The sequence below is a fragment of the Streptomyces sp. NBC_01477 genome (assembly GCF_036227245.1).
Taxonomy (GTDB): Bacteria; Actinomycetota; Actinomycetes; order Streptomycetales; family Streptomycetaceae; genus Actinacidiphila.
The window spans coordinates 4,263,536-4,282,779 of sequence record NZ_CP109445.1 but is presented as its reverse complement, the minus strand read 5'-3'; the positions used below and the strand labels follow the sequence as shown (position 1 = coordinate 4,282,779).

Genomic DNA, 19,244 nt, shown 5'->3' with positions numbered 1-19,244 from the left:
CCGGACTGCCAGCAGAAGAGGAAGAAGAGGTTGGAAGTGATCACGGACACCCCCCGAGAGCGCAGCCAGGCCGGCGGACGCCGGCGTTCGGGCCTGCGGATCGCGATCGCCGCGGGCACGGCGGGAGCGGTGGCGGCGATCGGCCTGATGGCCACCGCCGGTACCGCCCACGCGGTCGGCACCCTGGGCAACGCGGCGGCGGCACAGGGCCGCTACTTCGGTACCGCGGTTGCGGCGAACCACCTGGGCGAGTCGGACTACACGGCAGCGCTGGACGCCGAGTTCGGCGCGGTCACGCCCGAGAACGAGATGAAGTGGGACACGATCGAGGCGAACCAGAACTCGTTCAACTTCGCCCCCGGTGACCAGATCGTCGCCCACGCCCAGGCCCAGAACATGAAGATCCGCGGGCACACGCTCGTCTGGTACTCCCAGCTGCCCGGCTGGGTGTCGGGGCTGAGCGCCACCGCGCTCGAAGCGGCGATGAACAACCACATCACCCAGGTGATGACCCACTACAAGGGCAAGATCTACGCCTGGGACGTCGTCAACGAGGCATTTCAGGACGGCGGTTCCGGCGCCCGCCGCAGCTCGCCCTTCCAGGACAAGCTGGGCAACGGCTACATCGAGGAGGCCTTCCGCACCGCACGGGCCGCCGACCCGAACGCCAAGCTCTGCTACAACGACTACAACACCGACGGCGTCAACGCGAAGAGCACCGCCGTCTACAACATGGTCAAGGACTTCAAGGCCCGCGGCGTCCCCATCGACTGTGTCGGCTTCCAGGGCCACTTCAACCCGCAGTCCCCGGTTCCGTCCGACTTCCAGGCCAACCTCCAGCGCTTCGCCGACCTCGGCGTCGACGTCCAGATGACGGAGGTCGACGTCGCGGGCTCCGGCACCGCGCAGGCCAACAACTACACCACCATCGTCAAGGGCTGCCTGGCGGTGACCCGCTGCACCGGCATCACGGTGTGGGGCGTCACCGACAAGTACAGCTGGCGCTCCAGCGACACCCCGCTTCTCCTGGACGGCAACTACCAGAAGAAGGCGTCCTACACCGCCGTGCTCACCGCCCTCGGCGGCAGCGGCGGCACATCGGGCGGCACGAGCACGGGCACGTCGAGCGGTACGTCGTCGGGTACGTCCGCCGGTACGTCGTCCGGCACGTCCACGGGTACGTCGACCGGTACCTCGACGGGTACGTCGACGGGTACGTCCACCGGCACCTCGACGGGCACGTCGACGGGTACTACGGGTGGTACGACGCCGCCGCCCAGCTCCGGGTGCTCGGCTACGTTCCGTTCGGTGAACGCGTGGTCGGGCGGTTATCAGGCCGAGGTCACGGTGAAGAACACCGGTTCCTCGGCGATCTCGGGGTGGACGGTGTCGTGGTCGCAGCCTTCCGGGGACACGATCGCGAGTCTGTGGAATGCCGTGCAGGGCTCCTCCGGTGGTCTGACGACGGCGAAGAACGCCGCGTACAACGGCCAGCTCGGTGCGGGCGCGACCACGACCTTCGGCTACGTCGTCAACGGCGGCGCACCGCCCAACCTCACCGAGGCCTGCACCGCCTCATGACCACCCACCACCAGTAGCACCAGGCGGTAACGGAACACCGGCGGCGCGGCAGCCCACCCTGGCTGCCGCGCCGCCCTTCCTCGACGGGCCCGCGCCCCCAGGAGGGGCGCCCCGCCGCGGCAGCGCGGGACGTTCGGCGAACGGCGTGAAACACCGCCGTCATGCTGCGGAGCTACGATCCGCAGCACTACCCACCGTCTGGCGTCCTAAGGAGCTTCGCGATAGCGCTACGGATATGGCTCAGCAGCGCGGGCGTCGCTTCGACGCAGGTGATGCGGATGCTGCGCGACAACCCGGACGCCGTCGGCGTCCACATATACGGGTCGAACGTGGACCGGGACGCGCCGGCGCTGGCCGCGTGCGAGGTGGCCGAGGTCGAACCGCGTTACGTCGGGGACGACGAATACGCCGCCTTCGCCCTGGACTTCTGCCGCAGGCACCGCATCGACGTGCTCATACCGCCCAGGCGGCTGGCGGCACTCGCCGGCCGGAGTGACGAGTTCGCCGCGGCCGGAACGCGGTTGATGTGCTCGCCGCCCGCCGCGATAGAGGTGCTGACCAGCAAGACCCGTACGTACGAGGCCGCGCGGGCGGCCGGTGTGCCGGTGCCGCCGTGGCGTTCGGTGCGGGACGCGGCGGAATTCCGCGCGGCGGTAGCGGAGTTGTCGGCGGACGGCGAGCGGGTGTGCTTCAAACCCGCGGGCGAGTATTCGGCGTTCGGCTTCCGCATCCTGGACGACGGGCCGCTGCGGATCAGGGACCTGCTGGCGCCGCCGGTGCCGCTGGCGTCGGTGGGCGCGGTGGCGGACGCGCTGGCGCGGGCCGCGGACGAGGGCGAGGCGGTGCCGGAATTCCTCGTGATGCCCTATCTGGAGGGGCCCGAGGTGAGCGTCGACTGCCTGTCGGCTCCCGGCGGGCGGCCGTTGGCCGCGATAGCGCGGTCCAAGGAGGGCCGTTACCGGCTGCTGCTGGACGACCCCGGGATGACCGCGATCGCCCGCCGGCTGGTCGAGCACTTCGGGCTCGCGTATCTGTCCAACGTCCAACTGCGGCACCGCGCCGGCCGGCCGGTGCTGCTCGAAGCCAACCCGCGGGCTTCCGCGGGCATCTTCCAGACCGCCTTCACCGGTGTGAACCTCCCCTGGGCCGCGGTCCGCCTGCTGCTGCGCGGCGACACCGGCGTACTGGCCGAGCCGCGGCTCGGCGCCCGTATCGCGGTCACCGAGTCGGCCACCCAGGTCGACGCGCCGCCCCCCGCCCTCACCGGGCTCGACGGCGGCCTGGCCGCGCACCGCCCGACCGCCGTCCCCGCCGCGCCCTTCCTCGGGGAGGCGCCGGCGACGGCCACGGGATGACGGCGCGCACCACGTGACGGACGTCAGGCCCCGACGCGGTCCGCGCTGATCAGGGCGTCGAGCAGGCCGGGGAAGACGGCGTCGACCTCGGCCCGCCGCAGGGTGTTCATCCGGGACGTGCCCACGTAGTGCTGCCGGATCAGCCCGGCCTCGCGCAGCACCCGGAAGTGGTGCGTGGCCGTGGACTTGCTCACCGGCAGGTCGAAGGCGCCGCACGTGATGTCGGCGGTGGCGTCGGCCAGTTGCGTGACGATGCTGCGCCGCATCGGGTCGACGAGCGCGTCCAGCACCTGTTGCAGCGTGACCGCCCGTACGTCGGGGTGCGCCGGGATGCGTTCGGTGCCGTCGGTGTCCTGGGCGCTCATGCGGTCCATAGTACGACACTCATCAAAGCTTGACGGTCATCGTACTTTCGGGGTTGAGTGAAGCTCCCCGACCGCGTACGAAGGGACCCCTCCGCATGGCCAGGACTGTGCTGTTCCGCGAACTCGGCGGCCCCGAGGTGCTGCGCGTCGAGGATGTCGCGACCGGCGAACCGGGCCCGGGCGAGGTGCGGATCAGGGTCGAGGCGATCGGGGTGAACCGGGCCGAGGCGCTCTTCCGCAGTGGCCACTACATCGAGCGGCCCAGGAGCTTCCCCGCCCGGCTCGGCGCCGAGGCGGCGGGCGTCGTCGAGGCGGTCGGCGCGGGCGTCACCGGTTTCACCGCCGGCCAGCCGGTCAGCACCGTGCCGGCCTTCTCGCAGAACGACTACGGGGTCTACGCCGAGCAGGCCATCGTGCCCGCCGCCGCCGTCCTGCACCGGCCGGACGGCTTCGGCGCGGTCGAGGGCGCGGCGGTGTGGATGCCGTACCTGACGGCGTACGGCGCCCTGGCCGAGGTGTGCGGCATGCGGCCGGGCGACACCGTACTGATCAACGCGGCCTCCAGCAGCGTGGGCCTGGCCGCCATCCATGTCGCCGACCGGATGGGCGCCACCCCGATCGCGCTGACCCGCACCGCGGCCAAGAAGGACGCGCTGCTCAAGGAGGGCGCGGCAGCGGTCGTCGTGACCGGCACCGGGGACGTGGCCGGGAGCGTACGGGCGGCGACCGGCGGCCGGGGCGTCGACATCGCCTTCGACGCCGTCGCGGGCTCCGGGGTACGCGAGCTGGCCGGCCTCGTCGTGCCCGGCGGCACCCTGCTGATCTACGGGGCGCTCAGCGGCGAGGCCACGCCCTACCCGGCCATCGACCTCGGGATGCCCGCGCTGGCCATGCGGACCTTCCTGGTCTTCGAGACGACCACCGACCCCGACCGGCTGCGCCGCGCCGCCGCCTTCGTCACCTCGGGCCTGCGCTCGGGCGCCTTCCGCCCGGTCGTGTCCCGCACCTTCGGCCTGGACTCGGTCGTCGAGGCGCACCGCTACCTGGAGTCCGGCGAGCAGATCGGCAAGATCGTACTGACCGTCCCGCGCTGACGCCCGGGGCCGCGCGCCCATGCCGCGGCCCCGCGCGTCAACGCGTCACCGGCGCCGGCCTCCAGGCGGCGCCGCCCTCGATGCGGCCGGGGCCGCCCTTCAGCCTGCCCGGTCGTGACGCCCGCCCCGACCGGCCGTGCCGGGACGGCGTCCGCTCAGCCGAGTGCGACCTGCGCCGAGGCGGTCAGGCCGCCCGCGGCCACCGTGAGGGTGACCCGGCCGCGGCGTACCGCGGTCAGCGTGCCGGCGCTCAGGTCGAGCACGGCCAGCGTGCCCGAGCGCCGCCGGGCGGCCTTCGCGTCCGAGGGCGAGGCCGCGACGACCAGACCGTGCCCGCCCGACCAGGTCACGCTGGCCGGGAAGCGCAGCGGGAAGCGCAGGCCGAACTCACTGGTGACGCCGGTCGCCGTGACCGCGGCCGACGCGCCCACCGCCAGCCGCTCGGGCGCCGACAGCTCGACGCCGTCGATCAGCGGCCGGCTCTCGGCCCGCAGCCACTCCCGGGTCTCCGGGCTCGGCTGCCCCGCCCGGATCCTGGCCGGCCGCGGGTCCACGGCGACGTGCATCCAGCCGAAGAAGCCGCCCTGGTCGGGGGAGCTGTACGGGGTCTTGCCCACCGCGGGGGTGGTGACGTCGAGCACGCCGTCGGTACGGGTGACCGACGCGGTGTGCGCGTGGCCGGTGAAGAGCGCCACCGGCTTGCCTGACCGCTCGCGGAAGTCGGCCAGCCAGCGCTGGAGCAGCCCGGCCTCCAGCTGGTCGGCCAGCTGGGACGCGCCGGCTCCCGACGGGTCCTGGAGCGGGTGGTGGAAGGACAGGACGACGCCGGTCACCGACCTGTCGTCGGCCGCCTTCGCCAACTCGGCCTGGAGCAGCGGCACCTGGTCCCAGTCGGAGGTGCGCATGTCGCCGGTGTGCGAGTCCAGCAGGATGAAGCGGGTGCCCTTGTGGTCGAGGACCTGCCGGTTGGGCCGGCCGGTCACCGCAAGGAAGGTGTCGAGCCCGCCGGTCGCGGACAGTCCCGCCTCGTGGTTGCCGGGGGTCCAGTACACGGGCAGCCCGGCCGGTACGTGGTCGCGCAGCAGCCCGTCGGCGAGGTCGAAGTCCGCGGGGGTGTTGTTGTCCACGAAGTCGCCGTTGACGAGGATGAAGTCGGGTCCGCTCGCCACCGCCTGGCCGAGCGCGGCCACCGCCTGCCGCCCGGAGAAGGAGTCGAGCCCGGCCGCCGCGCTGACGTGCAGGTCGGACAGGACGGCGAAGGTCCAGCGGCGGTCCGGCAGCCCGCCCTGCCCGATCACGTACGGGTCGGGCCGCGGCGGCTCGGCGAGGTCCGGCCGCTGCCCGACCTGGGCGGTGAGGCCGTCGAAGTCCAGCTGCCCGGCGTTCTTGTTGGTCTGCGCGGTCTCCGCGATGTAGAGCCGTGCCAGTGTGACCGGGTCGGAGAAGCCGGCCGGGAGGTCGCCGACGACCCGGCGCCAGCCCGTCCAGTCGACGGTGGTGGCGAAGGTGAACGGCACATTGGTGGTGCCCTGCGAGGAGAGCATGGCGCGCAGCCAGTGGTTGCGGCCGTCGCCGTTGACCCACAGCGCGAGCTTCCTGGTGCCCGCGGGCAGCGTGATCGGCCCGGGGCCCGCCACCGCGTACGCGGCCGAGGTGCTGGTCTGCCCGGTGAAGTCGTAGCCGAGCCGCAGCGCGTGGTTGTCCGCGGCGGCGCCCGGCCGGTCGGCGGCGGCGACCACCGCGACCGACGCCGTACCCCGGGCGGCCAGCGCCGTCCAGGTCTCGCCCGGCTCGAAGTCGGCCAGCGGCACATCGACCAGGCCCACCGACACCGGCAGCCGCGCGGTCACGCCCTGGACCGTCGCGGTGAGCGTCGCCGACGTGCCGCCCGCGCCCGCGGCGCCGGTGACGGCGAAGCCGCCGTCCGGGCCGGCCGCCACGGTGATCACGGCACGGTCGTAGTCGAGCGCCGCGTCACGCGGCGCCACCGGGGCGCCGAAGCCGTCCGCGTCGTAACCGGTGAGCCCGACCGCCACCGTGGCGCCCGGCTCGATGGTGACCGTCCGCTCGGTGAAGGCCAGCCGGTCCAGGTCCCCGAGCACCCGCAGTCCGTGCTCACCGCCGGCCGCGCCCGCGTGCGCCCGCAGCACCCCGGCGCCGGGCCGCCTGGCGCGGAAGACCCCGCCGCTGACCTTGCCGAGCGAGCCGGGCTCCGCCGTCCAGCCGACCTGGTGGCCGCCGGTCGCCGCCGGGCCCCAGGCCTCGTCGTAGCCGGCCACGGCGACGTCCACGGTGAGGCCCGGGACCACCCGGTCGGCCCGCGGGCGTACGTCGAGCCCGCGCAGCTGCCCGGAGCCCCGGCGGCCGAAGAGCCCGACGCCGTTGGGCACCGGCCGTTCGGCGCCGTCCGAGGGCGTGTTGACGATGCCGGCCCCGGTGTCGCCGGGGCGCCGGGCGACGATCTCGGTCGAGCCGCCGCCGTCCAGCATGAACGCCTCGTACGCGCCGAGCCGCGCCATCAGCTTCGCCATGTCGTCGAAGCCGAGCCCTGCGGAGAAGTTCGCCGACCCGTCCACCGCCACCAAAAGCAGCCGGTGCCCGCCGGCCGGCCAGCCGACGGCGGTGCGCGGCTTGGCCGCGTCATTGCCCGCATTCGGCGGGAAGTCCACCGCCGTACCGCCCCTGACCAGGACCGAGCCGCTGCCGAGCGCCATCGCCAGGGCGGCGGGCGCGTCGCTGTGCGGGGCGAAGTCCACGGTGACGGCGTCGCCGGTACGCGTGCCCGCCAGCTGGGCCGCCGCGGCGCCGCGGCCCAGCACGATCAGCCCGTCCGCGGGCACGGCGGTCGCGGTGAGCTGCCTGTTGACGGCGGTCACCAGGCCGCCGGAGACGACCAGTTCGGTGTACGGCCCCGGGTCCGCCAGGAGCGTACGGTCCGCGGTCCCCCACAGCGGGGTGAAGACGGCGACCCCGTCGGCGGGCACCGAGGCGGAGTTGAGCGCGGCCAGCGGTCGCCGGGTGCCGCCCACCGCGACGGTTCCGGCGATCATCAGGTCGGCGAGCCGCGCCACCCGGTCGGCGCCGACCGCCATGACGGTCGAGGACCGGTTCGTGCCCTTGCGCAGCCGGCCGCCCTGGATCTCGGGGCCCTCGGCGGCGAAGGTCTCGGTGATGTCGAAGTAGTCCCCGTTGACGGCGGCGACCGCGTGCTGCCCGTCCGCCGCCCCCGCCAGCGCCCGCGGGTCGCTCACCGTGCCGGCGACCAGGTCCACGGTCACCGACGCGTCCCCCAGGTCGGCGTTGAGCACATGCGCCCGCAGCCATCCCGTACGCCCGAAGACGTCGAAGGAGGTCAGCGCGATCCCGGGCGCGACCGGGTGGTCCACCCGGCTGCTCTGCACCGATTCCCCCGGCACGGTCAGTTCGTACACCGGCGGTCTGAAGCCCCCCGGCCGCTTCCCCGCGCCCGGGCCGCCTCCCCCGTGCCCGCCGGCCGTGTCCTTCCGCCCGTCGGCGGCGACCGCGGTCCCGCCCCCCGCGGCGATCCCGGCGGCGACGGCGCCCACGATGAGGCCACGACGCGTTATCGCGGCAGTGCCGTTGTGCTCCATGTCCATGCCGGACGACGCTAGGCCTTCCGGACGGCCCCGGAGTGGACCTCCGGGTGAACTCCTGTCGCCACCCGGCCCTTTTCACCCCAACAGCACCGGATGTGACGGCCGGTCGGAGCACGGCGTGGGGGCGCCGGTCCCGCCGGCGGCGGTCACCGGATGATCTCCCGGTCGATGACGGCGTCCGCCGCGCGGGACGCCGCGTCCTCGGCCGGGGGCAGCGCCAGCCGCTCACCCCGGCACTCCGCCACATGGACCGCGTCCCGCAGCGCCTCCGTCAACCACGTGACTATGCGGCGGAGTTCGGTTTCCCGCAGATCGCCGTCCTCCAGCGCCTTGTCCACGTGGTCGAGCAGGTCCAGCCCCATCGCGAGCTGTACGGACTCGAAGTTGTCCGCCAGCCGCGTCATGTACGTGTGGTTCACACCGTCCGTGCGCAGGTAGCACGGTCTTCCGCCCTCGCCGGTCCAGGGAAGAAGCCGCAGGACGATCGGCCCTTTCGCCCCCGGCCCGGGAACAGGGGCGGTGCCGTCCGGCCCAGGACGGGCGGCTTCTTCGTTGCTCATGCGCGGCTCCAGTGTCGTCGCTCTGCGTGTTGCATCGGTCACACTCACAGAGTGACGGTGCGACGTCGCCGCGTGCGATGTCATTGCCGGTGTCACAAGGACGCCTTACGAGGCGTCATTTCGGTGTCAATGGCGCCGCCTGACGGGCTAGCGTGATGCCATGACGACACCTAACAGCGCCTTACGAGCGACCCGGATGGGCCTGCTCATGTCCCAGGACGACTTCGCCCGGGCCCTGCGGGAAGCGGGGCGGCGCGCGGGGGAGCCCAACGACGCTTCCAAGCGCCTCGTGCAGCGCTGGGAGGCGGGGACGTCCGTCTCCCCCCGGCCCGCCTACGCGCGCGCCCTGGAAACCGTCACCGGCCTGCCCATAGAGACGCTGGGCTTCATCCCCGCCGTGCCCCAGGCACGCGTCTCGGACGACGGCAGAGGCGGTCTCGATCTCGGCGACTCGTCGACCGGCACAGGAACGACCCGCGGCACGCCGACCGCCCAACCGGTGCCGCGCGGCAACTACTCCGGTGTGTGGCTCTCGCGCTACGAGTACGTCTCCTCCAGCCGCGGCCGGCAGGTCTTCACCGGCCTGCACTACGTGGTGATCCTCCAGCACGCGGGCAGGCTGACCATACGCAGTCTGCCCGGCTCCTCGGACTCGCCGCTGACCATGGACCTGACCGTCGACGGGAACGTCGTCACGGGCACCTGGGTGGAGCAGACGGCCGAGGACGGCCACTACCGGGGCGCCCGCTACCACGGCGCCATCCAGCTGCTCGCCGAGCCGACCGGGCGCCGCCTGACCGGGAAATGGGTCGGCTTCGGCACCGAGATGGACGTCAACACCGGCCCGTGGGACTTGATATTCCAGGACGCCTCCACCAACAAGGCCACCCTGGACGCGTACAACCACCGCCCGTAGCGCCGGACGGTCCGGCCGGCGGGGTGGCCGGTGCCGTCCGCTCGCGGCTGATTCTCCGGCGGGAATTTCCGCGGCCCCGAAAATCCCCGGGCGCATTGCCCGGGGTTTTTCCGTCCTGCGGTCAGCGCAGCATCTCCGCCGTGCCCGTTTCGAGCTCGATGGCCACCCGCAGCGGCAGCGACCTGCGGTTCCAGGCGTCACCGGCGGGAGCCCGGAAGGTGAAGACCAGCGCCGGCCGCGAACCCGCGACCGTCATGACGTCCTGCGAGGTCGGACCGGTGATCGTCCACCCGGCGCGCTCCGAACCGTCGCTCGTGAAATGCGCGACGGCAATACGACGAGCTTCGTTCGTTTCCATAAGGCCCATCATCGCACCTGCCGCCCCGAAACGGATTGTGCAGCCGGGAGGCGCGGACCGCCGGGCGCCGGGAACAGGAGAATACCGGCCGGGACCTGAGCCGTCGTTCGGCTCTTCGGGTGCCTCCGGGTGCGGCGGCGACGGTGGCGGGCGGGCGCGCGGCTAACCTGGCGGCGCCCGTTTTGTGGACATCGCGGCGCCCCGCAGGCACTCCCTGACGCGGGGCGGGCCGTCCAGGCTGAAGAGGATCCGCCCCATGCCCGTCGTCCCCGCCCGCACCCGTCCCCGCAGGTCCGCCCGGGCGGCGGCCGGTATCGCGGCGCTGCTCGCCTCCGCCGCGCTGGCCGGCGCGGGGACGGTCGCCGCGGCGCCCCGCTCCCCGGCCGGCGGTCCCGGCAGCGCCCCCGCCTCGGTCATCACGGTGACCACGGTGAAGGTCGGCGCCCCCGGCAATCCCGGGGTGGGCGTCGTCCCGTTCCAGGACGCCGTCTACCGCTCGTGCGCCGACGCGCCCGCCTCGTCCGGCTGCCTGACGGTCGGCGCCGTCAGCCGACCGTACGAGATCGGGCAGCTCGAAGTCACCGTCGCGCAGTGGGTGGCGTTCCTGAACACGGCCGACCCCGCGGGCACCAACTCCCGCGGACTGTACGACGAGACCGAGAGCGCGACCGCCTGGCCGAAGTACGGCCAGATCGACTTCACCGCCGACGCCGCGGGCGGCCACCACTACGCGGTGGCGTATCCGCAGTGGGCGGACAAGCCGTACGGCTTCGCGGACTTCCTGCGGGCGGCGCGCTTCGCCAACTCCCTCTACAACGGCCGGCTGATCGCGAAACTGGCGGACGGCTCCGGCGGCTTCGGCCAGGTCACCTACACGGTGGAGCTGTCGGCCACGACCGAGCGCGGGATGTACGACCTCGCCCGCCCCGCCGCCACCCGGGCGCGCCGCACCGGCTTCGTCGTACCGAGCCAGGACGAGTGGATCAAGGCGGCCTACTACGACCCCAGCGGCGGCGGCACCTACTCGTACTGGAAGTACCCGACCAACCCCGGGACCTTCGGCGACGGCGACGCGACCGCCCCCGCGCCCACGGTGCTCGACCCCGGCACCGGCGACGTCACCAACGCCTCGACCCAGCCGCTGGCCTCCTACCACGCCTCGGGTCTGCCGGCCCCGGCGTGGTGCCCGGCGCAGGTGCCGGCCGGGGAGTGCGCCACCGCCAATCCGCTCGGCCTGGACCCGGCCGCCTACGGCGCGGCCTACCAGGGCGGCCTGTCCACCGTCGGCCAGGCGCGGACCACCTCGCCGTGGGGCACCCTCGACCAGGGCGGCAACGCGGTCGAGTGGACGGACACCCTCGCCCCGCCGCCGGCCGGCCAGTCCTCGGTACGCGTCTGGCGGCGGCTGCACGGCGGGATCTCCAACGCGCCCGCCTTCCAGATGTGGCCCTCCGCGGTCGGTCTCCAGCCGCAGGACAACGCCTTCTCCGACCACGCCTACCCCTGGCTCGGCATCAGGATCGGCGTGATCGGCGACCTGGTGCCCGGCGCCCCGCACGACGGCTGGTGATGCCCGCGGGGGCCGGGTCGGGACGGTCTAGGAGACGTCGATGCCGTAGTCGCGGATCAGCGCCTCAAGGCCGCCCTCGTAGCCCTTGCCGCCCATGACGAAGTCCCAGTCGCCGCCCGCGCGGCGGCGGAAGGAGCCGAGGACGAGGGCGGTCTCGCCGGCGCGGCCGTCGGAGACCTCCAGGCGGCCGAGTTCGGCCGCCGAGGCGTCCAGCAGGCGGATGCCGGCCCGGGCGAAGCCGGCCAGGTCGGCGTCCGGATTGACGGTGGGGTCGATCGCGGTGGCCAGGACGAGGCGGTCGGCGTGACCCGGGAGCGCGTCGAAGGCCACCCGCAGCGCAGCCTTGTCGGGGGCGCTGGGCGGGACCGCGGCGACGGCGCCGTCCGGGGTGCGGGGGTTGTTGTAGAAGACGAAGTGGTCGTCGCTGAGTACCGTGCCGCCCTGGCAGACCAGCGCGCAGACGTCGAGGGCGACCTCGCCCGACCAGGACACGCCCAGCACGTTGTGGTCGGGGGCGGGCTCCGGCGCGGGGGCGGGCGGCGGGTTCGCGGAGCCGAGCCGGCCGCGCAGGCCGTGGTGGTGCAGCAGCTCGACCAGCTGCTCGCCGGAGACCAGCTCCAGCGGCTTGCCGTGCGCGAAGGTGTGGGAGCTGGGCCCGAAGCGCGATGTGGTGACCAGGACGCCCTTGTTGGCGCCCGCGTGCTGGACGGTGCCGTAGAGGTCGCGCACCGCGGTCGGCGGCACGGTGTGGCGGTAGCGCTTGACCTGCACGATGATCGTGCCGCCGCGTATGGGGGCCGGGTCGAAGGCGTCCACGTCGACGCCGCCGTCGTTGGAGCGCTGGGTGGTCACCGCCTGCATGCCCATGGCCCGGAACAGCTCGGCGACCAGCGCCTCGAAGGCGATCGGGTCCATGGCGTGCAGGTCGGGCTCCTCGTCCCCGAGCGGGACCGGGCCCGCGGTCGGCGCGCCGCCCACGTCGTCGGGGAGCCGGCCGGGCCGTACGGCGGTGAGCAGTTCCGGGCGGGCGGAGAGCCGGCCGTGGAAGCCGTCGACCAGGCAGTCCACCGCGCTGAGCCGCTCCAGGTCCAGCGCGGCGAAGGCACCGCGGGTCGCCGTCACGGCGGCCAGGAAGATCTGCGCCTCCCGGCCGGTCGCGGGGTCGTGGTCGTCCACGAAGCCGTTCAGCTCGACCGACTCCAGCGCGCCGGATTCGTCGGCCGCGAACAGCTCGCGCAGCGCCAGCAGCACGCACTGGGCGAGCAGGTCGCGGTAGAGCGCCCGGCGCTGGGTGGCCGGGCGGGCGGTCTCCTTGTACCGGTCGGCGGTCGGCATGTAGCGCACCGACTTCGTCTCCGGGACGACCTCGTACCTCGGCAGCTCCCAGTTCAGTACCAGTTGGCGGGCGCCCGGGTCGTACGCGGCGGACGCCTGGCGCGGCAGTCCCTCGGGCCAGGCCGTGGAGGCGTAGAGGGCGGCCGAGAAATACTCCACCACCGCGTCCTGGTCCCCGGTGCGCAGGCCGGCCACCAGGTGCGCGACCCCGGCATTGTGCCGCCGGACGTCCGCCAGCTCGCCAGCCGCCCAGCGGTCGTACTGCTGCCGGTAGCCGGCCAGTTGGCGCTGCCGCTCGGCCTCGGCCGACTGCGCGGCGGCCAGGTCCCGGGCGTAACGCGTCTGCGCCTCCTGCTGCGCCCTGCGGTTCGCGCGGCCCCAGCCGCCCTCGGCCTGGTAGCGCAGCGGGTCGGGCATCGCCACCGGCCGGGCGAGCGGTCCCGGGTCGAACGGCTGGAGCCGCTCGGAGCGGCCGAGCGCGGCCGTACCGAACGCCGGTGCCCGGCTCCCGGCGGCCAGCAGCCCGCTCAGGGCCTCGACCCTGGCGTCCAGCTCCTCGGTACGCCGCTGGGCGTCCGCCTCCTGGTGCCGGCGGTACGCGGCCTGCCGCTCGCGGTCCTGGCGCGCCATGTCCCGCTCGTACGCCCGCTGCTGCCGCTCCTGCTCCCGCTGCTGCTGGGCGCGCGCCCGGAGCTGGGCCTCCTGCTGCCGCTGCTGCTGCCGCTGCATCTCGGCCCAGACGCCGATCGGACCGCTGTTGGAGCGACGAGTCATGCGGTGTTTGCCCTCCCCCGGGGGACGTGCCGTCCCGGAACCACGCGCCGGGCGACCGGCAGCACACCAGTCCGACTCTACGGCGAAGTCGCAGCCCCGCCCATCCACTTGGCACACCCCGGGCAGCCCGCGGCGGGCGGGGCGCCCTCGCCCCGCCCGCCGGGAACCCGGCGGTCATCCCGCCGTGAGCACCATCCGGAAGCGGGCGGCGCCGGCGAGCATCCGCCGGTACGCCTGGTCCGCCTCGGCCAGCGGCACCACCTCCGTGATGGGGCGGATGCCGTGCAGCACGCTGAAATTCATCGTGTCCTCGACGTCCTGCGACGTGCCGGACGGGTGGCCGCGCACGACCTTGCCCTGGAGCAGCAGTTGCAGCGGGCTGATGCCCATCGGCTCCCCGGCCGCGCCGATGGCCACCAGCTCGCCGCGCCGGGCGAGCCCGTCCACGGTGGAGGTGATGGCGGCGGAGCTGCCGACGGTGGCCAGGACGACGTCGGCGCCGCCCAGCGCCTGGAGGGCGTCGGCGACCGGGGTGCCGCCTGTGCTGTCGATGTAGTGGTGCGCGCCGAGCTGCTTGGCGAAGTCGGCCTTGTCGGCGCCGCGGGCGATGGCCACCGTCTCGAAGCCCATCGCGGCCGCGTACTGCACTCCGAGGTGGCCGAGGCCGCCGATGCCCAGCACCGCGACCAGGTCGCCCGGGACCGCCTTGCTGCGCCGCAGCCCGTTGTAGGTGGTCACGCCCGCGCAGCCCAGCGGTCCCGCGTCCGGCGCCGACAGCGCGTCGGGGATCCGGGCCAGCGCGTCCCCGGGGGCGATCACCGACTCGGCGAAGCCGCCGTCGTAGGCCCAGCCGGGGACCTTCAGGTTCTCGCACACGATGAAGTCGCCCTGCCGGCAGGGTTTGCAGCGGCCGCAGCTGCCGCCGAACCAGCCCACCCCCACCCGGTCGCCGACCTGGAAGCCGCGCTCGGCCACTCCCTCGCCCAGCGCGTCGACGCGTCCGGCGATCTCGTGCCCGGCGACCAGCGGGAAGCTGAGGCCGGGGAAGGCGCCCTCGATGAAGCCGGAGTCGCTGTGGCAGACCCCGCAGGCTTCGACGGTGATCCGTGCGTGGCCGGGACCCGGCTCGCGCAGCTCGCGCTCGGCGATCTCCAGGGACCCGCCGGCGGTGGCCACCTCTGCAACGCGGTAGATGGACATCTGGACCTCCCCAATGCCACTAGGAACGGTCTTCGGCTCCATCAGAACACGCCTTGTCCGTCCACGCGCGGCGGCCGGGCGGTGCACAGCTGGGCGAATGGTACGGCACGGCTCTTGACCGACACGGGTCCCGTCCTGCAAGAATCCGTGTGGCATTGGTGGATTCTGTTCGGTGCTGATCAATTGTGATGCGCGCGTGCGCCGCCGACGCCCCGTCGCGTATGCCCTCAACGAGGAGTGGTCGCAGTGTCGGTCAAACGTAGAACCATCCTGGTCACCGGAGCCGCGGGAGCGGCGGTGCCGGCCCTGCCCGGCCCCGCCCGCGCGTCGTCCGGTTCGCCCGCCCACGGCGGCGGGGTCCCCGGTCCCGCACACACTTCCACATCCGCGCGAACCATCGACCTCAGCGACGGGTGGCGCTTCGCGCTCGTCAACCCGGCCGGCATCACCGACCCGACCGGTGCCTACGCCGACGCGGCGGCCCCCGGCTACGACGACTCCCGGTGGCGGGCGGTGGCGATCCCGCACGACTGGAGCATCGAGCAGACGCCCACCACCGACTCGGGCACCTCGGGGGGCACCGGCTTCCTGCCCGGCGGCCTGGGCTGGTACCGCACCTCGTTCACGCTGCCGCGCTCGACGGCGGGCCGCCGGGTGTCGATCGAGTTCGACGGCGTCTACATGGACTCGGTCGTCTACTGCAACGGCACGCAGGTCGGCAACCACCCCTACGGCTACACCGGCTTCGCCTTCGACCTCACCGACCTCCTGCACACCGACGGCCGCACCCGCAATGTGATCGCCGTGCAGGTGCGCAACCAGCTGCCCAGCAGCCGCTGGTATTCGGGCAGCGGGATCTACCGCAACGCCCGGCTCGTCGTCACCGACCCCGTGCACCTGGCCCGTTGGGGCACGTATGTGACCACCCCCGGCCTCGCCGACACCATCCGCGGCGGGCGCGCCACCGTACGGGCCGAGATCAGCGCCGTCGACGAGACCGGCGCCGGCCGCAAGGTCACCGTCGTCGCCACCGTCCGCGACCCCGACGGGCGCCAGGTGGCCAGGGCGAGCGCACCGCTCCACCTGCCCGCCGCCGGACAGGGGACGGTGACGCTGGACATCCCCGTGACCCGGCCCAGGCTCTGGTCCCAGGACTCGCCGCACCTCTACGAGCTGGACGCCGAGGTGCAGGTCGACGGCAGGACCGTGGACAGCTTCCCCACCACCTTCGGCTTCCGCTACGTCGCCATCGACCCCGACCGGGGGCTGACGGTCAACGGCGAGTACGCCAAGCTCCAGGGCGTCGACCTCCACCACGACCAGGGCGCCCTGGGCTCGGCGGTCAACCCCGACGCGCTGCTGCGGCAGATGACCATCATGAAGTCCATGGGCGTCAACGCCTTCAGGACCTCGCACAACCCGCCGTCGCCCGAAATGATCCGGGTCTGCGAGCAGTTGGGCATCGTGATGATGGTCGAGGCCTTCGACTGCTGGCACACCGGCAAGACCACGTACGACTACCACCGCTTCTTCGACGCCAACAGCGCCGCCGACATCACCGAGATGGTCGTCGCGGCCCGCAACTCGCCCGCCGTCATCATGTGGTCGATCGGCAACGAGATCCCCGACTCCACCAGCACCGCGGGCCTGGACATGGCCCAGGGCCTCATCGACACCGTCCGCGCCCACGACCCGAGCCGGCCTGTCGTCATCGGCTCCGACAAATACCGCGGCCTGCCCGCGGTCGGGTCCGCGGCGGACCTGATGCTTGCCAAGCTCGACGGCCTCGGCCTGAACTACAACACCGCCGCGTCCGTGGACGCGCTGCACGCCCGCTACCCGCACCTCTTCCTCTTCGAATCCGAATCGTCCTCGGAGACCTCCACCCGCGGCGCCTACCAGGAGCCGGAGCACCTCAACACCGGCGAGAACTACACCCCGGGCAAGCGCGACGCCTCCAGTTACGACAACAACCTCGCCTCCTGGACGATCAGCGGCGAGTACGGCCTGAAGAAGGACCGCGACCGGCGCTTCTTCGCCGGGCAGTTCCTGTGGTCCGGCACGGACTACATCGGCGAGCCCACGCCCTACAGCGTCTTCCCGGTCAAGACGTCCTTCTTCGGCGCGGTCGACACGGCCGGCTTCCCCAAGGACATGTACCACCTCTTCCGCAGCCAGTGGACGACGGAACCCATGGTCCACCTCGTCCCCATGGACTGGACCGACCACAAGCCCGGCGAGATCGTGGAGGTCTGGGCGTACTCCAACGTCGACACCGTCGAGCTGTTCCTGGGCGGCCGGTCCCTGGGCGTGCGCCGCTTCGACACCAAGAAGACCACCGACGGGCGGACGTACCTGGAGACCACCGAGGCAACCGGCGACGACCGCACGGTCACCGGCGGTCCCTACCCGGGCAGTTACACCAGCCCCAACGGCAGCGCGGGCAAGCTGCACCTCACCTGGCGGGTGCCCTTCGCGCCCGGCGAGCTGAAGGCCGTCGCCAAGCGGGGCGGGCGGACCGTCGCCACGGATGTGCTGCGCACCGCAGGCGAACCGCACACCGTGCGCCTGCTGCCCGACCGCGACACGCTGCCCGCCGACGGGCGTTCACTGGTCTACGTCACCGCCGAGGTGATCGACGCGCGCGGCACCGTCGTGCCCGGCGCCGACCACCTGATCACCTTCAAGGTCGACGGCGGCTCGCTGGCCGGCGTCGACAACGGCCGCCAGGAGAGCGCCGAGCGCTACCAGGCCAGCACCCGTACCGCCTTCCACGGCAAGGCGCTGGCCATCGTCCGCGCCGGCACCTCCGCCGGCCGCCTCACCGTGACCGCCACCGCGGCCGGCCTGCACAAGTCCACCGCCCAGGTACGGACGACCCGCGCGTCCGACCCCGCGACCACCCCGCCCGCGCGGCTCGTCCCCGGCCCGGCGCCGGCCGCCCCCGTCTACCCGCTGGCCGACGCCAGCTACTCCGGGGCGCTCACCACGCTCCCGGCCGCCATGCTCGACGGCAACCCGGCGACCGGCTGGTCCAACGGCTTCCGCAAGAGCGCCACCGCCCTGCTGCCCGCCTTCAGCGGCGCACGTCCCGCCGACTGGGTCTCCCTCGCCTGGGGGGCGTCCCGCACCGTCGAGTCCGTCGCCGTCTCCTTCACCGTCGACGCCACCCACTCCCTGCCCGCCACCGTCACCGTCTCCTACTGGGACGGCGACCGCTTCGTCCCCGCCCGCAACCAGGCGGTCACCTGGGCGACCGCGTCCGACGCGCCCACCGTGATCACCTTCACCCGGCTGCACACCACGCAGCTCCGCCTCGACCTGACCAGCGCGTACCCCGGCGCCGACAACGGCGCCCAGCGCATCACCACCCTGGCGGTCGGCCCCGCCTAGCCCGGCCGTCTGTGACGCCCCTGTGACGGGAAGTGTGGCCTCCGTCACAGGGGAAACGGCCCCCGCTCTGGTGGGGTGGTCCGATGCGCACCCCTCTCGCCATTTCCGCCGTGCTGGCCGGCGCCCTGCTGCTCACGGCCTGCGGAACGGAAGTCTCCGGCTCGCGGCCCGGCGGGAACACCGCTCCCGGCGCTTGCGGCGCCGGTGCTCCCGGCGGCAGCGCGGACCTGGCGACCGAGGGCGTCGAGATCACCGCGCCCGCCGGGGGCCTGCTCGACTGCGGCCCGGCCACCGCCTCCGACACCTTCCCGCTCCGCTTCCAGGTCGCCAACCACGAGGCCGAAGCGCTCACGTACACGATCAGGTTCGAGCTGGTGTCCGCCTCGGGGGAGGCCCTGACGTACCCGAAGGCGATCGTGGCGGGCGTCGGTCCGGGCAGAACCGTACGGAGCAGCACGACGCTGGGGGACCCGATGTCGCGCGAGCGCGGCGGCGTCCGGGTGCGGATCGACCAGGTCAGAAGCGTGCCGGCCGACGAGGCGCCCGTCGTGTCAGGGCCGTGCCCGCCCTCCGGTGTGCGCGTCACCGCCGACCAGGGCGACGCCGCCATGGGGCTGCGCGTGGTGGGCCTGCACCTGGAGAACTGCTCGGACCACGCCTACCGCGTCAACGGCTTCCCGCAGGTCCAACTCCTCGACCAGCGGCACGAACCCGTCACCGGTGTCACCGTCCTGCACGGCAGCGGCGGCATCTCCACCAGCGCCGGCTTCGACGTCCCGCCGCGCCCGCTGACCCTCCGGCCCGGCGAGAGCGCGACGTCCGGCCTGATGTGGCGCAACACCGTCCAGAGCGGCTCGTCGGTGAACGTCCCGTACGTCAGGGTGACCGCGAAGGGCGGCGCCCAGCCGGTGATGATCACGCCGGAACTCGACCTCGGCACCACGGGGAAGCTGGCCGTCGGCCCGTGGCAGAAGAGCAAGCCGTCGCCGTAGCCCCGTCCGTCCCACAGCCCCGCCGGTGCGGCGGCCCCTCCCGCTCCGGCGCCGCGGCACCCGCCCGGGCGGGACTCGGCGTGCTCCGAACTCCCGAAAGCTTTACGAAAGTTTCGGCGGTCCCAGTCCATGAC

The 19,244-nt window shown here is 73.4% G+C and carries 13 protein-coding genes; 7 read left to right on the top strand and 6 right to left on the bottom strand.

Going from position 1 to position 19,244, the window contains the following annotated elements; all coding sequences use genetic code 11:
• Positions 1 to 147: 147 nt before the first annotated feature.
• Positions 148 to 1,581 carry an endo-1,4-beta-xylanase gene (locus OHA86_RS17875; RefSeq protein WP_329182452.1) on the top strand — a complete coding sequence of 478 codons (1,434 nt, stop codon included), beginning with the start codon at positions 148 to 150 and terminating at the stop codon, positions 1,579 to 1,581.
• A gap of 278 nt (positions 1,582 to 1,859) precedes the next feature.
• Complete coding sequence (locus OHA86_RS17870) at positions 1,860 to 2,936, top strand: ATP-grasp domain-containing protein (protein WP_329176596.1); 1,077 nt, start codon at positions 1,860 to 1,862, stop codon at positions 2,934 to 2,936.
• A gap of 23 nt (positions 2,937 to 2,959) precedes the next feature.
• Here OHA86_RS17870 and OHA86_RS17865 read toward each other — a convergent pair whose 3' ends face one another.
• Positions 2,960 to 3,301 carry an ArsR/SmtB family transcription factor gene (locus tag OHA86_RS17865; RefSeq protein WP_329176594.1) on the bottom strand — a complete coding sequence of 114 codons (342 nt, stop codon included), beginning with the start codon at positions 3,299 to 3,301 and terminating at the stop codon, positions 2,960 to 2,962.
• Positions 3,302 to 3,396: 95 nt separating this feature from the next.
• Between OHA86_RS17865 and OHA86_RS17860 the strand changes: the two genes are divergently transcribed.
• Entirely contained in the window at positions 3,397 to 4,395 is a 999-nt protein-coding gene (locus OHA86_RS17860) for a zinc-dependent alcohol dehydrogenase family protein (protein ID WP_329176592.1), read from the top strand.
• Between the two features lie 155 nt (positions 4,396 to 4,550).
• Here the strand turns inward: OHA86_RS17860 and OHA86_RS17855 are convergent, their stop codons facing one another.
• Both OHA86_RS17855 and OHA86_RS17850 read right to left on the bottom strand, forming a co-directional pair.
• Positions 4,551 to 8,012 carry a phosphodiester glycosidase family protein gene (locus OHA86_RS17855; RefSeq protein WP_329176590.1) on the bottom strand — a complete coding sequence of 1,154 codons (3,462 nt, stop codon included), beginning with the start codon at positions 8,010 to 8,012 and terminating at the stop codon, positions 4,551 to 4,553.
• A gap of 146 nt (positions 8,013 to 8,158) precedes the next feature.
• Positions 8,159 to 8,572, bottom strand: coding sequence for a hypothetical protein (locus OHA86_RS17850; RefSeq protein WP_329176588.1), 414 nt, complete (start codon positions 8,570 to 8,572; stop codon positions 8,159 to 8,161).
• Positions 8,573 to 8,732: 160 nt separating this feature from the next.
• Here OHA86_RS17850 and OHA86_RS17845 point away from each other — a divergent pair, with 160 nt between their 5' ends.
• Positions 8,733 to 9,488 carry a helix-turn-helix domain-containing protein gene (locus tag OHA86_RS17845; RefSeq protein ID WP_329176586.1) on the top strand — a complete coding sequence of 252 codons (756 nt, stop codon included), beginning with the start codon at positions 8,733 to 8,735 and terminating at the stop codon, positions 9,486 to 9,488.
• A 121-nt stretch (positions 9,489 to 9,609) separates the two neighbouring features.
• Here the strand turns inward: OHA86_RS17845 and OHA86_RS17840 are convergent, their stop codons facing one another.
• A complete protein-coding gene (locus OHA86_RS17840) occupies positions 9,610 to 9,846 on the bottom strand; it encodes a hypothetical protein (protein ID WP_329176585.1) in 237 nt (78 codons plus the stop codon).
• Between the two features lie 256 nt (positions 9,847 to 10,102).
• On the opposite strand from OHA86_RS17840, the gene OHA86_RS17835 reads away from it, so the two are divergent.
• Positions 10,103 to 11,416: a hypothetical protein gene (locus tag OHA86_RS17835; protein ID WP_329176583.1), complete on the top strand. Its 1,314-nt coding sequence runs from the start codon at positions 10,103 to 10,105 to the stop codon at positions 11,414 to 11,416.
• A gap of 27 nt (positions 11,417 to 11,443) precedes the next feature.
• Here the strand turns inward: OHA86_RS17835 and OHA86_RS17830 are convergent, their stop codons facing one another.
• On the bottom strand, positions 11,444 to 13,525 hold the full coding sequence (locus OHA86_RS17830) for a restriction endonuclease (RefSeq protein WP_329176581.1): 2,082 nt from the start codon (positions 13,523 to 13,525) through the stop codon (positions 11,444 to 11,446).
• A 174-nt stretch (positions 13,526 to 13,699) separates the two neighbouring features.
• The gene (locus OHA86_RS17825; protein WP_329176579.1) at positions 13,700 to 14,725 is read right to left on the bottom strand and encodes an alcohol dehydrogenase; all 1,026 of its coding nucleotides are present in this window, start codon (positions 14,723 to 14,725) and stop codon (positions 13,700 to 13,702) included.
• Positions 14,726 to 14,971: 246 nt separating this feature from the next.
• Here OHA86_RS17825 and OHA86_RS17820 point away from each other — a divergent pair, with 246 nt between their 5' ends.
• Positions 14,972 to 18,118 carry a glycoside hydrolase family 2 TIM barrel-domain containing protein gene (locus OHA86_RS17820; protein ID WP_329176577.1) on the top strand — a complete coding sequence of 1,049 codons (3,147 nt, stop codon included), beginning with the start codon at positions 14,972 to 14,974 and terminating at the stop codon, positions 18,116 to 18,118.
• An 83-nt stretch (positions 18,119 to 18,201) separates the two neighbouring features.
• Positions 18,202 to 19,110 (top strand): DUF4232 domain-containing protein, encoded by a 909-nt coding sequence (locus OHA86_RS17815; protein WP_329176575.1) that lies wholly within the window; start codon positions 18,202 to 18,204, stop codon positions 19,108 to 19,110.
• Positions 19,111 to 19,244: the final 134 nt, after the last annotated feature.